General features: G+C 68.5%; 9 protein-coding genes. 5 read left to right on the top strand and 4 right to left on the bottom strand.

Annotated features, from left to right (window positions below; all coding sequences use genetic code 11):
• Positions 1–5 precede the first annotated feature (5 nt).
• On the bottom strand, positions 6–1,559 hold the full coding sequence (locus OL599_RS02600; protein ID WP_264712031.1) for a hypothetical protein: 1,554 nt from the start codon (positions 1,557–1,559) through the stop codon (positions 6–8).
• Between the two features lie 91 nt (positions 1,560–1,650).
• On the opposite strand from OL599_RS02600, the gene OL599_RS02595 reads away from it, so the two are divergent.
• The 3 genes from OL599_RS02595 (at position 1,651) to OL599_RS25980 (ending at position 6,393) form a co-directional block, all read left to right on the top strand.
• Positions 1,651–3,087 (top strand): glycosyltransferase family 39 protein, encoded by a 1,437-nt coding sequence (locus OL599_RS02595; RefSeq protein ID WP_264712030.1) that lies wholly within the window; start codon positions 1,651–1,653, stop codon positions 3,085–3,087.
• Positions 3,088–3,260: 173 nt separating this feature from the next.
• Positions 3,261–5,594 (top strand): TonB-dependent receptor, encoded by a 2,334-nt coding sequence (locus OL599_RS02590; protein WP_264712029.1) that lies wholly within the window; start codon positions 3,261–3,263, stop codon positions 5,592–5,594.
• A gap of 94 nt (positions 5,595–5,688) precedes the next feature.
• Positions 5,689–6,393 carry a glutathione S-transferase N-terminal domain-containing protein gene (locus OL599_RS25980; protein ID WP_264712027.1) on the top strand — a complete coding sequence of 235 codons (705 nt, stop codon included), beginning with the start codon at positions 5,689–5,691 and terminating at the stop codon, positions 6,391–6,393.
• Positions 6,394–6,681: 288 nt separating this feature from the next.
• On the opposite strand, the gene OL599_RS02580 is transcribed toward OL599_RS25980, so the two are convergent.
• Entirely contained in the window at positions 6,682–8,358 is a 1,677-nt protein-coding gene (locus OL599_RS02580) for an adenylate/guanylate cyclase domain-containing protein (protein WP_264712025.1), read from the bottom strand.
• A gap of 73 nt (positions 8,359–8,431) precedes the next feature.
• Positions 8,432–9,505 (bottom strand): patatin-like phospholipase family protein, encoded by a 1,074-nt coding sequence (locus OL599_RS02575; RefSeq protein WP_264712024.1) that lies wholly within the window; start codon positions 9,503–9,505, stop codon positions 8,432–8,434.
• Between the two features lie 193 nt (positions 9,506–9,698).
• On the opposite strand from OL599_RS02575, the gene OL599_RS02570 reads away from it, so the two are divergent.
• A complete protein-coding gene (locus OL599_RS02570; protein WP_264712023.1) occupies positions 9,699–10,922 on the top strand; it encodes an SMP-30/gluconolactonase/LRE family protein in 1,224 nt (407 codons plus the stop codon).
• A 47-nt stretch (positions 10,923–10,969) separates the two neighbouring features.
• Here OL599_RS02570 and OL599_RS02565 read toward each other — a convergent pair whose 3' ends face one another.
• Positions 10,970–12,613, bottom strand: coding sequence for an acetolactate synthase large subunit (locus OL599_RS02565; protein WP_264712022.1), 1,644 nt, complete (start codon positions 12,611–12,613; stop codon positions 10,970–10,972).
• Between the two features lie 140 nt (positions 12,614–12,753).
• Here OL599_RS02565 and OL599_RS02560 point away from each other — a divergent pair, with 140 nt between their 5' ends.
• Entirely contained in the window at positions 12,754–13,248 is a 495-nt protein-coding gene (locus tag OL599_RS02560; protein WP_264712021.1) for a MaoC family dehydratase, read from the top strand.
• Positions 13,249–13,251 lie beyond the last annotated feature (3 nt).

Raw genomic sequence — 13,251 nt, 5'->3', positions numbered from 1 at the left:
GGCCCTTATTCCGGCCCCACCCGGAACAACCGCACCCCCGGCACTATTGCGCCCACCTCCACGCCGAAGCGCCGCAGCACTGCGATGTCCTCCTCGGCCGCCTGCGTGGCCACCACGTAGCGGGCGTCGGAGCCCAGCAACGCCGCGGGATCGCCCAGCCGTGCCTTCTGCCCGTGGAACGCCGTCCCCTGCAGGAACGCCGCATACAGCGCCGCCGTATTCCGCACCCCCAGCGCCGCCCACCCGCCCGCCGGCAGCTCCAGCCGCCGGAACGCGGCGTCCAGCGCCTCCGCCTGCACATACCCCGCGTTGCTGCGCCCCAGGAACGCGTGCACGGCCCCCGGCAGCACGCCGATCCCGAACGACAGCGCCACCAGCACCACGCCCACTGGCCGACCGCACCCCGCGCCCGCCGCGACTGCGCCGCCGGTCGCGAACGCCAGCCCGGTCAGCAGCGGCACCGCCGCGAGGTAGTAGCGCAGATCCCCCGCATATACCGGCAGATAGGGCAGGGCGGTCGCCACGATCATCGCCACCGCCACCCTCTCCGCCCGCCGCGTAGTCCGCCCGGCCAGTGCCGCCACGATCGCCCCGACCACGCCCAGGCACAGCGCATCGAACCCGCGCAACGCCGTCAGCACGAACAACGCATTGCGCAGCACGATCCGCACCTGGAACAGGAACAGCTGCGCCGACGCGAACGGCGACCAGTCCGCATAGGCATCCACCGTCGGGTCCTCCCACGTCGTCACCCGACCCGCTGCCACCCGGTAGAAGCTGTTCATGAACGGATGCTCGAAATCCGATCCCGGCCCCACCAGCGCATGGTTGATCCGTCCCGCGCTGGACAGCATCGGCACGCCGTAATGCACCGACACCGCCACCACCTGCGGCACCACCACCACCGCAAGCCCCGCCACCACCCAGCCGAACGCCCCGGCCAACGCCCGCGCCGGCCGCTCCCGCCGCCACGCCTCCAGCACGAACACCAACGCCAGGAACACCGCGGCCGCCGGCAACGCGATCGCCTTGGTCAGGAACGCCGCCCCCAGGCAGAGCCCCATCGCCACCTGCCACCGCCGCGCCGTCATCCAGTCCGCCCGCGCCGCGATCCAGGCCGCCAGCAGCATCCACCCGGCCATCAGCAGGTCCGGCGTGATCGTCGCCGTCGACCAGTTCACCGCCACCAGCAGCACCACCGCGCCGGCCACCGCACGCTCCATCCGCCGCGCCAGCGCCGCGCGCAGCCACAGCATCGCCGCCATGCCGAAGAACCAGCCGGACACCCCCATGGCGACCCGCGCCCCGAGGGTCGGCAGCGCCGTCCCCTCGAACAGCACGATCAGCCAGGGGAACATCGGCCCCCAATACGCATTCACCGCGCGCGTGAAATCGCCTGCCCGCCAATAGTGCGCGATGCGGATATACGCGACGCCATCGGGGTTCATGTTCTCCATCGCCCGCGCCCCGGCCACCGCCAGCGCCACGGCCAACACCACGCCGAACGCCACCGTCTCGGCCAGCGCCCTGCGCCCGCCGGCATGCCGTTCCCCAAGCATCGTTTTCGCCTATCCTTCCCCCAACCGGCCCGACGCTATCGCATCGGGGGATATCGGGACATATCGGGCTCGCGCCGTGAAGGACAGGCTGTTGCGTCACAGGATCGACTGGATCGTCTTCGCCGTCATCCTGGCCACCGGCATCGTCCTGCGCCTGCATGACGCGATGACCCGCCCGCTGCATTTCGACGAAGGCGCCACCGCCTATTTCGCCGGCCTTCCCTGGGCCGACCTGTGGGGGCCGCCCGCCCGGCTGGAACCCAACCCGCCGCTGTTCTACGCCATCGCCCATCTCGTCCGCGCCACCGGCGCCCCACTTGAGGCCCTGCGCCTGCCCGCGGTCCTGTTCGGCGTGCTCTGCATCCCCGCCGCCTACGCCGTGGCCCGCCAGCTCGGCGGCCACGTTGCCGGCCTCATCGCCGCCGCGCTGGTCGCCACTTCGGCCGAGCATGTGCTGCTGAGCCAGCTCGCCCGCGCCTACACCCTGCTTGCCCTGGCGGCCCTGACCGCCACCGCCTGCCTCGTCCACATCCTGCAGGCCCGGGCCGATCCGCGCCGCCGCGCCGTCCCGGCCACGCGCATCGCCTGGGCCGGCTACATCCTCGCCTCGCTGGTGGCGCTCTACGCCCACAACACCGCCGTCCTGCTGTTATTCGTGCTCAACCTGGTCGCGGCTGCGATCTGGGCCACGACGTTGCGCCGCGACCGCGGCTTCGCCCGCGCCTGGATCGCCGCCAACCTCGCGATCGTCGCCCTCTACGCCCCCTGGCTGCCGATCGTCGTCAACCAGTCCGTCAACGACCTCGCGGGCTTCTGGATTCCCACGCCGACGCTGCTGGCGATGCGCTACGAGGCGATGAACACCTACGGCCAGCGCTACCTCCACCGGGGCCAGCCCGCCATCGACGCCGCCTTTCTTCTTCTCGCCGCTCTCGGCGTGCTGCATCACCGCAAGAACCGCGTCGTCCCCGCTCTCGCCATCCTGGTCCTCGCCGGCGTCCCGGCATTGACCTGGCTGGTCAGCCAATGGCGGCCGATCACGAACGGAAAGACTCTGTTCTGGCTGCTGCCGCTGTTCATGGTGCTTGTCGCCCTCGGCTGCACCTGGTTCCGCCGCCTCGCCCCCGTGGTCGCGTTGCCCCTGGTCCTCGCCCAGCTCGTCGCCACCACCCAGGTCTTCCACGCCCCCTTGCGTGAGGACTGGCGCGCCACCGCCGCCGTGCTGCAAGCCAATCTCCGCCCCGGCGACACGCTCTATCTGGATCCCGCCGCCGCCACCGTCCTGCTCGACTACTACGGCTGGCGCCGCGCCGGCGTCACGCTGCTCGGCGACACCGGCGGCGAACGCTGGTTCCGCCATTTCCCCGGCCGGCTGATCGACCCCGGCGCCCTGCCCACGAACACCAGGCTGTGGCTGCTAACCCGCGGCCCCGCCACCGACAACCGTGCCTTGCGTGAGCGCATGCGCACCGATTTCACCCAGGAATTCGGTCCGAACATCCGGCTGTCATTGCTGGTGCCGAAGTAGACCCTCGCCTTCTCCCGCGGCCCGAATCCCCTTCAATCCGGTTGCGGAGTTGTCAAAAACCGCCCTGGTGGCCCGGTGTATCGTTCCTGCCGCCGGGCCGGCTTCGCCGCCCGGAGAGCAGCCGCTCCGGCGAAGCCACGCGCCGCTGCCGCACCAGACGGGACTTCGGCGCGATGCACCAACCGACCCGGCTCGCCCTGCTTGCCATCGGCGTCACGCTCCCGGCCCTGGCCGCCCTGGCGCAGGACACGCCGCCGGCCACCGAGCCCGGGGTGGTCAACCTGCCGCAGATCGACGTCGTCGGCACCACGCCCCTGCTCGGCTCCGGCGTCGCCCGCGACCAGGTGCCGGCCGAGACCCATGTCCTGACCGGCCGCGACATCGTGCGCACCGGCATTCCCCAGGCCGTCAAATCGCTGGAGGACAATATCCCCGGCGTCAACCTCAATGCCGCCGCCGGCAATCCCTACCAGCCGAACCTGCTCTATCACGGCTTCGAGGCCTCCCCCCTGCAAGGCACGCCGCAGGGCATCGCCGTCTATGTCAACGGCGTCCGCTTCAACCAGGCGTTCGGCGACACCGTGAACTGGGACCTGATCCCGGACGTCGCCATCGACACCATGAACCTCGTCGGCTCGAACCCGGTCTTCGGCCTGAACGCGCTGGGCGGCGCGTTGTCCGTGCAGCTCAAGAACGGCTTCACGTACCAGGGCGCCGAATTCCGCATGTTCGGCGGCTCGTTCGGCCAACTCGGCACCACCCTGCAATACGGCAGAGGCAACGGCCACAACGCGGCCTACATCGCCGCCAGCGTCCAGCACCAGGGCGGCTGGCGCGACCTGCAATCCTCGGACCTTTATCAGGTATATGGCGACATCGGCTGGCGCAGCGACCGCGCAGAGGTCCACCTCAACGTCGAGGGCGCGAACACCGCGCTCAAAGGCCCCGGAACCGCCCCGGTCGAACTGCTGAACGCCGACCGCGCCGCCCAGTTCACTGCACCGAACGCCATCCACAACACGTACGCCCTGGTCAGCCTGTCCGGGACTCTCGCTGTGAGCGACACCACCTTGCTGCAAGGCATCGTCTACTACGATTCCTTCCTGCAACGGGTCATGAACGGCAATGTGACGGACTTCACCCCCTGCAACGACGGCAGCGGCAACCTGTGCGATTCGTCCGGCGCCGTCGCCACCAGCCGCGCCGGCACCCCGATCCCCGCCTTCCTCAACGGCGGCCCCTATTCGCAACTGGACAGCCAGACGACCAACACCAACGGTTACGGCGCGTCGCTCCAGGCCACCAACCGGAACGAGCTGTTCGGCCAGGCGAACCAGTTCGTCGCCGGGCTGAGCTTCGATGGTTCCCACACCACGTTCGACGGCAACACGCAGATTGGCGGGCTCGACCTGGACAGCCGGGCCTTCATCGGCCCAGGCATCGTGGTCGACCAGCCCGGCGGACCGATCACGCCGGTGCGCACCAACGTCACCACGGCCTATTACGGCGCCTTCTTCACCGACACGTTCTCGATCACGCCCAGGCTCGCGCTCAACGTCGCCGGCCGCTTCAACGCCGCGCAGGTCGATCTCAGCGACCAGAACGGCACCGCGCTGACCGGCAACCATAGCTACAACCGGTTCAACCCGTCGGCGGGCCTCACGTGGAAGGCGCTGCCCTGGCTCACGCTCTACGCCAGCTACGCCGAGGCGAACCGCGCGCCGACCCCGGCCGAGCTGTCCTGCGCCAGCGCCGCCTCTCCCTGCAGCCTCGCGAATTTCTTCGTCGGCGACCCCAGCCTCAAGCAGGTGGTCGCGCACACCGTCGAAGCCGGCCTGCGCGGCAGCCTCGCGCCGGTGGAGGATGCAAACCTCAACTGGTATCTCGGCTATTTCCACACGTCGCTGAGCGACGACATCCTGTTCGTCAACAGCCCCATCCAGGGCCGCGCCTTCTTCACCAATGTCGGCACGACGGTGCGGCAAGGCATCGACGTCGGCGCCCGGCTGACCACCCCGCGGCTGCAGGCCTGGGCCAATTTCGCCTGGGTCGACGCCACCTTCCAGAGCCCGTTCGTCGAGTCGAGCCAGAACAACCCGGCCGCCGATGCCAGCGGCAACATCTTCGTCCGCCCCGGCAACCGACTGCCGGGCATCCCGCCCTACCAGGTCAAGCTCGGCGTCAACTACAGGGTCACCGACGCCTGGACCATAGGGGCGACCGCCATCGGCGCCAGCGGGCAATTCCTGTTCGGCGACGAGGCCAACCTCACCCGGAAGCTGCCGGCGTATGTCGTCCTCAACCTCAACACCAGCTACAGCCTGACCCGCAACATCCAGGTCTTCGCTACCGCGCAGAACATCACCAGCGCCAAATACGACACCTACGGCACGTTCTCGCCGACCTCCTCGGTTCCCATCGTGCAGGTGCCCGGTGCCACCAATCCGCGCAGCTACAGCCCGGCCGCACCGGTGGGCATCTTCGCCGGCGTGCGCGTCACCTTGTAGCCGGCTCTCGCGGGTGCGTAACTTGCGCAAGGCCCCCGATCACGATCAAAGTTCGCCTCGTCCCCCTTGCCTCCACGCGTGAAGGAGTCCGGCCGTGTACGAGCTTTTCATCGGCAACAAGAACTATTCGTCGTGGTCGCTGCGCCCATGGGTTCTCATGCACGAACGCGCCATCCGGTTCGACGAGCGCCTGGTTCCGTTCACGCGGGGATCGAACTTCGATGCGTTCCGGCACTTCTCGCCGAGCGGAAAGGTTCCGTGCCTGACCGACGCTGCCACCATCGTGTGGGACTCGCTCGCCATCGCCGAATACCTCGCCGAGCGGCACGACGGCGTGTGGCCCGCGGATCGCGAGGCTCGTGCCTGGGCCCGCTGCGCCGCGGCCGAGATGCATTCCGGCTTCGGCGTGTTGCGCGAACGCTGCACGATGAACTGCGGTGTCCGGATCCGGATCGACCACATGCCCGTGGAACTGGAACGAGACATCATTCGGATCGGCGAGCTCTGGAACGAGGGCCTCGCCCGCTTCGGCGGCCCCTTTCTCGCGGGCGCGGCCTTCACCGCGGTGGACGCGTTCTTCGCGCCGGTCGCATTCCGCGCCATGACCTACGATCTTCCCCTGGACGACACCGCCGCGGTCTACGCGGCACGACTGCGCGCGCTGCCGTCGATGCGGAAATGGTACGCCGACGCGCTTCTGGAGTCTTGGCGAGAGCCCGGCCACGAGGCCGAAGCCAGGGCGGCCGGCACATGGTTGGAGGACCACCGGGTCAAGCCCAGCGGCGCTCGTGCCGGATGACACCTGGATCGCGACCAACCGCGGACGGGTGCGGCGGTACGACCGAGTGTGCTGAGCGGGTAATCACCTGACAGTGGGCCGCACCGGCGGCGCGCCGACCGTCAAGAGTCTGGGCGCGTCGCCGGCGTGGCCAGCCCAACGAAGCGCTCGACTCAGACGCTCCGCCAACCGTCCGCCTCCCGCGATTGATTTTGCCTGACCAGCATCGATCGAGCCGATAGCGGATTGCGCAAGCCGAGCCATTGGGGCGAAGTGACCAAACAATGAGGCAGCCGAATACGTCCCCGGCTACTCCCGGCGAATGGCCACAGCCGAACCCAGCCCCGCAGCGTCCCGCTCCGCGTCGTGCAGCACGCGCACGAGCACCGGCTCGTGCCGTCCCCGCAGCCGCGCGGCGATTTGCGGCAGGCCCTCTCCTGAAACGCCAGCATTGCGGAACACGTCGTCCGAAACGATCGCCTCGCACCCGATCTCCTTCGTCAATTCCTCCAGCCGTGCGGCCACGTTCAGCGGGTCGCCGATGGCAGTGAACGTCACGTGGTCGCGAAAGCCGATCTCGCCCATCACCGTGCGGCCGCAATGCAGCCCGATGCCGAAGCGGATGGGCTTGCGCAACTCCTGCTCCAGCGCCGCACTCAACTGCCCGATATTCGCCGCCACCAGCGGCAGGGCCGCGAGCGCCTGGCGACACGCCGTGGCCGGGTCGGTGCCGAGGCCGAAGATCGCCAACAACCCGTCACCCAGGAACTGGTTCGGCAGACCCCCCGCCTGCACCACGGCCGCCGAGACCGCGCTCAAGAAGCGATTGACCACGAAAATCGCATCGAAGGGCAAGCGCCCCGCCGCCAGGCCGGTGGAATCACGCATGTCCACGAACATGAAGGCGGCGAAACGCTCTTCCGCGATGGCGCGAAGCTGGCGCCGCTGCACGAAGGCGTTCGACGCCGCCGGCGGCACCAGCGGCCAGACGGATATGTCGTGCGTCGGCCGCAACTGGCAGGCCAGCCGTATCGAGTGCCAATCGGCGCCCATCCGCGCCAGCACGCGCCGCTCGATCTCGGCCGGTGCCGGCGCCGGCGCATCGCCGAGCACGCGCACCCGGCACAACGTGCATCGTGCACGCCCGCCGCATGCGCTCGCATGCGGTATGCCCGCCATCCGGCTCACCTCCAGCACCGAAAAGCCAAGCGGGGCGTATACCTCTCGCCCATCCGGATAGCGTACGCAGAAGCGCCCGGCCCAGCGCTCCCGCATTGTGCGCACCAGTCGGGCGAGCAGCACCAGCAGCAGCGCACCGCCGTCGAAGACCAGGAACCCGTCGCGCAGCTCCGTCAGCCAGAGATTCTGTGCGTCCGTTCCGGTAAACGCCGGCTGGATCGCGCCTGCACGCCAGGCCGGATCGCGCGCCAGCGCCATCACGTCCCGCCCCCCCTGCACATAACCGAGCAACGCCAGTACCGGCAGCAACACCGCCGCACTCAACAGCACGCTGCGCCAGGCGGAGAACCACGGCTTCAACCGCAACCAGAAATAGATGCCATAGCATCCGTGCAACCACGCCACGGTCAGCAACACCAGTTGCAGCCATCCGAAGAACGGCGACGCCAGCCAGAGCGAATACAGAAGCTGCGCATAGCCCTTGTCGAGACCGAATGCCGCGAAGGAGATGCGCGTGTTCGCAAGATGGGTCGCGAGCAGCGGCGGGATGCACAGCCCGAGCACGAGTTGCGCCAGCTCGCTCGCCGTCCAGTGCAACGACCGCCGCTCGTAAAGCGCCCACAGCCCCAGGAAGAAATGCGTCGCCAGCGCCCCGTACAGCGCGGTCGTGCCAAGCCAGCCCTGCCAGATGAATTTCTGCACCAGCAGGCCGCGCTCCAGCCATCCGAGCGAGGCGTTGCCCAGCGAATGGTTCAGCAGATGCGTGCCGACATAGGTGAACAGCACCAGCCCGCTCGCCAGCCGCACCGGACGTATGCCAGCCGGCCGCAACCTTCGAAGACTGGGGAGACGTGCCAGCAGCGTCGCCATTGCGCATCCGCTACAGGAATGTCGCGGCGATATCGACCGTCGATGCCCGGCCGAGCTGGTCGTAGTTCGCGCCCAGCCACGCATCCGCCGCCGCGCGGCCGGCGTCGCACAGTTGCACGAGAAACGGCCAGCGCGCATTGCGCTTGCTGGCCGCACCGAGCTTGCCGACGACATCGTCCGCGAAGATGCTGTGCATCCGGATGCGCGGCAGCAACCCTTCACGAATCTCACCGTCATCGATCAGCTTGCTGACGAAGGTGATGGCCCGCATCTCGCGCATCAGCGACGAATTGAACGAGATCTCGTTCATCCGGTCGATGATCTCCGGCGCCGATCGCGGAACCTCCGGCCGCACCAGCGGATTGATGTGGACGATCAGCACGTCCCTGCTCCTGCATTCGTAGATCAGCGGAAAGATCGCGGGATTACCCATATAGCCGCCATCCCAGTACGCCTCCCCGTCAACCTCCACAGCCTGGGAGAGGACCGGAATGCAGGCGGAGGCCAGCACCGCATCAACGGTGATCTCCCGATTGCCGAAAATCTTCAACTTGCCGGTGCGCACATTCGTGGCACACAGGAACAGCCGGGTCGCGCCGGCATCCTCGCGCAGGCGATCGAAGGCGATGCTCTCGTTCAGCACCGCCCGCAGCGGGTTCCAGTTCCATGGATTGAACTCGTAGGGCGACATCACCCGTGTCAGGAAATCGAACATGACGAGGGCGGGGGACAATCCAGGCGCGCCATCGCCCAGCCACCAATCGAGGAACGACGCCTGAAACGGCCCGAACGAAGCGACCTCGCTGACCCGCCGCCAGAATGTGCCGAGGGCCGCGCGCGCCCCCTCGCGCCCGCCGACCGCCAGGCCGTGCGCGAACACGGCCGCATTCATCGCCCCCGCGCTCGTGGCCGAGATTCCCTCGACGGCAATGCGATCGTCCTGAAGCAGCCGGTCGAGCACGCCCCAGGTGAAGGCGCCATGCGCGCCGCCGCCTTGCAAGGCGAGATTGATCGTCTTGCCGCCAGTCTTTCCGCCGTGGTCCGAACGATTCCGCGAATGGCGTGTCCGTCTGGTGTTGGCCATTGTTCCTGCTCCCGGAGACTCCGCGCGATCCTTTCACGACACCGGCCGCTGTCCCCATCCGGTTTCACACTTGTCAACAGTCCCACAAGCGGCGCGGTGTATGGTCCGCTGCGCCAATGCGGCTGGTCCATGCGCGGCAGCCGGAGGGGTGTTGTGACGGCGCGTGAAGCCACCGCGCATGCGGGAGGGAATCATGACGCAGGAACCGGAAGGCGGCCGTGAAAATCTGTCCCTGTCACGGCGGCGGCTGATGCGCGCGGGCGGCGGCCTGGTCGGCGCGGCAGCATTGGCGCCAATCGCCGCCTTGGCCCAGGGCAACGCCCAACTCGGCACGCCGCCGAGCGTGATCACCAGCCCGCCGCGAAGCTGGCGGGCGGACACGCCGAACACCTACCCCGATCCCGACATCATCGTCGTCGATCCGGCCTTCAACCAGTACCTGCTCGGCATCACCGCCATTCATCGCCTCTGGACCGGCTCGAAATGGGCCGAGGGCCCGGCCTGGTCCAACATGGGCCGCTATTTGCTGTTCAGCGATGTGCAGGCGGACACCCAGTACCGCTACATCTGGGACAATGGCCGCGTCACCGTGTTCCGCCGCCCGTCCTACAACAGCAACGGCAACGCCTTCGACTTCCAGGGCCGTCAGCTCTCCACGCAGGATTTCTTCCGCCGCGTGGTCCGCTGGGAACATGACGGCACCATGACTGTCATCGCCGACTCCTACCAGGGCAAGCCTCTGAACTCTCCCAACGACCTCGTCGCGCACCCCGACGGCAGCATCTGGTTCACCGATCCCCCGTACGGCGACACCCTCTCGGAAGGCCACCCCGATGCGGCGGGTGGCCCCACCAATCCGGCCGGCCTGTTCAACCCGTCCACGGGCGCCGAGAACGCCACCGCCATCGGCGGCCAGAAGCGCGAACTGCCCACCAATGTCTACCGCTGGGACCCGCAAGGCCGTCTCGACGCCGTCATCTCCGGCGACGACTTGCCCGACCCCAACGGCATCTGCTTCTCGCCGGACTACAAGACCCTCTACGTCATCAGCACCGGCAAGGGCCCGGGCGACACCGGCGCCGGCGGCAAGGGCGACATCTACGCCTTCGATGTGCAGGGCATGAGAGTCAGCAACAAGCGCCTGTTCACCGACATGGTGGTGGACGGCGTGCAGTGCGGCCCCGACGGCATGCGCGCCGACGTCACCGGCGCGCTGTGGTGCAGCTCCAACGCGCCGCTCGGTTATTCCGGCGTGCTCGTGTTCAGCCCCCAGGGCAAGCTGCTCGGCCGCATCCGCCTGCCGGAAGTCGCCGCCAACGTCGCCTTCGGCGGCCCCAAGCGCAACCACCTGTTCATCTGTGGCAGCCAGTCGCTGTATGTGCTGCAAGTCCAGACGCAAGGCGCGGCCCCAGGATGATCGCGTTCGGCTGACGGCCAGGGTGGGGCGGACGGGCAGCGGCGCTTTCACCCGGCCGCCACCGCTCCCGCCAGCTCCTGCACCAGAACGCGCTGGTTCTCGGCGTAGTCCACCGGCACGGTCACCAGATGCAGGCCGCCGGCGCCGAACGCGGCCTCCAGGGTCGGCACCAGCGCATCGGCATTCTCGATCCGCCAGCCTTTGGCGCCATAGGCTTCGGCGTATTTCACGAAGTCCGGATTGCCGAAGTCCAGCCCCCAATCGGCGAATCCGTCCACCTCCTGCTTCCAGCGGATCATGCCATAGGCGTTGTCCTGCAGGATCAGCACCACCAGGTCGAGCCCTAGGCGCGCGGCCGTCTCCATCTCCTGGCTGTTCATCATGAACCCACCGTCGCCGCACACCGCCAGCACGCGCCGGCCGGGATACAGCATGGCCGCCATCATCGCCGACGGCAGCCCCGCCCCCATCGTTGCCAGCGCGTTGTCCAGCAGCAGCGTGTTCGCAACCCGTGTGCGGTAATTGCGGGCGAACCAGATCTTGTACATGCCGTTGTCGAGCGCCACGATGCCGTCCTCCGGCATCGCCTGGCGCACGTCGTGCACGATGCGCTGCGGCGTCAACGGGAAGCGGGCCTCGGTGGCGCGGTCCAGGATGCGGTTCAGGATTTCCACCCGCAACGGCAACAGCGCCGAGGCATTCGCGAGCCGTCCCTCCAGCCGGTCGGCCAGCAGCGCCAGGCTCGGCCCCACGTCGCCGACCAGTTCGGCATGTGGGAAATAGACCTCCTCCACATTGGCCGGGATGTAGCCGACATGGATCACTTTCGGGCCGCGCGGCCCCATCAGGAACGGCGGCTTTTCCACGGTGTCGTGCCCGATCGACAGGATCAGGTCGGCGCGGTCGATGGCGCGATGCACGTAGTCCCGCTCGGACAGGGCGGCGGTGCCCATGTAGAGGTCGGACCCGCCGGTAACGGAGCCCTTGCCCATCTGCGTGTTGAAGAATGGCAGCCGCGTGCGGCGGATGAAATCCGACAGCGCCCCGGCCAGCCGCGGCCGGCTTGCCGCGGCCCCCAGCATCACCAAGGGCCGCTCGGCCGCCAGGATCATCTCGGCCGCCCGGTCCAGCGCGGCGGCGGGCGCCACCGGAAGCTCGATCGGGTGCGGCGGCACCAGCGGCACCGGCGGCGCCTGCTCGCGGGCGATGTCCTCGGGCAGTTCGAGATGCACCGGCCCCGGCCGCTCCTCGGCGGCCACCCGGAACGCCTCGCGCACCAGCGTCGGGATCGTCGCGGGGCTCACGATCTGGCGCGCGGACTTGGTCAGCGGCTTCATCGTCGCGACCACGTCCACGATCTGGAACCGCGCCTGCCGGCCGGACCTGATGGGCTTCTGCCCGGTGATCATCACCATCGGCATCGCCCCGAGATGCGCATAGGCCGCGCCGGTCACGAGGTTGAGCGCGCCCGGCCCCAGCGTGCTGAGGCACACCCCGGGCGTGCCGGTCAGGCGGCCGAACGTGGCCGCCATGAACGCCGCCGCCTGCTCATGGCGCGTCAGCACCAGCCTGATGCGCGATCCCCGCAGCGACTCCACGACATCCAGGTTCTCCTCGCCGGGAATTCCGAAGATGCGCTCCACGCCTTCGTTCTCCAGCGCGGCCACCAGCAGATCCGAACCCTTTGTCATCGATGCCGCCTTCCTGTGCGTTGGCGAGAGCCACGCAATCCAGCACGGTCCGATCACGAAATTCCGCCCGTCTGCTGCGCCGCTCCGGCAGGTTATCATGACGTAATCTGCTCAATGCGGCCACGAAGGAGCGATGCGACATGGCGGGTGCGACCGTGGATGACGCCGGCGAGCGTCTCTATCTGGATGATCTTCACGTCGGGCAGCGTTTCGCGAGCGGCACGCATGTAATCGACGAAGCGCAGATCAAGGCCTTCGCCGCGGCGTTCGATCCGCAGCCGTTCCATCTCGACGACGCGGCGGCGCGGGCCACGCTGTTCGGCGGGCTGGCCGCGAGCGGCTGGCACACGGCGTCGCTCACCATGCGGCTTCAGGTCCAGGGCGGGCTGCCGATCGCTGGCGGCATTGTCGGCGCGGGGGGAGAGATAACCTGGCCGAAACCCACCCGCCCCGGCGACATCCTGTGCGTCGAGAGCGAAATCCTGGAGATCACACCGTCGCGATCACGCCCCGACCGGGGCATGGTCACCGTGCGCAGCGAAACCCACAACCAGCGCGACGAGGTCGTGCAGGTGCTGACGGCGCGGCTGGTAGTGCCGCGCCGCCCGCCGAACGAGAACCGGGAAAGCCCCTGACGG

The organism is Limobrevibacterium gyesilva, from assembly GCF_025989185.1.
Taxonomy (GTDB): domain Bacteria; phylum Pseudomonadota; class Alphaproteobacteria; order Acetobacterales; family Acetobacteraceae; genus Limobrevibacterium; species Limobrevibacterium gyesilva.
This window is presented reverse-complemented; position numbering and strand designations above follow the sequence as displayed.

What these genes read in the sequence shown, in the direction of transcription:
- OL599_RS02570 (WP_264712023.1), top strand. Translation starts at nt 9,699, where the DNA reads ATGACGCAGGAACCGGAAGGCGGCCGTGAAAATCTGTCCCTGTCACGG.
- OL599_RS02600 (WP_264712031.1), bottom strand. Translation starts at nt 1,559, where the DNA reads ATGCTTGGGGAACGGCATGCCGGCGGGCGCAGGGCGCTGGCCGAGACG.
- OL599_RS02590 (WP_264712029.1), top strand. Translation starts at nt 3,261, where the DNA reads ATGCACCAACCGACCCGGCTCGCCCTGCTTGCCATCGGCGTCACGCTC.
- OL599_RS02565 (WP_264712022.1), bottom strand. Translation starts at nt 12,613, where the DNA reads ATGACAAAGGGTTCGGATCTGCTGGTGGCCGCGCTGGAGAACGAAGGC.
- OL599_RS02560 (WP_264712021.1), top strand. Translation starts at nt 12,754, where the DNA reads ATGGCGGGTGCGACCGTGGATGACGCCGGCGAGCGTCTCTATCTGGAT.
- OL599_RS02575 (WP_264712024.1), bottom strand. Translation starts at nt 9,505, where the DNA reads ATGGCCAACACCAGACGGACACGCCATTCGCGGAATCGTTCGGACCAC.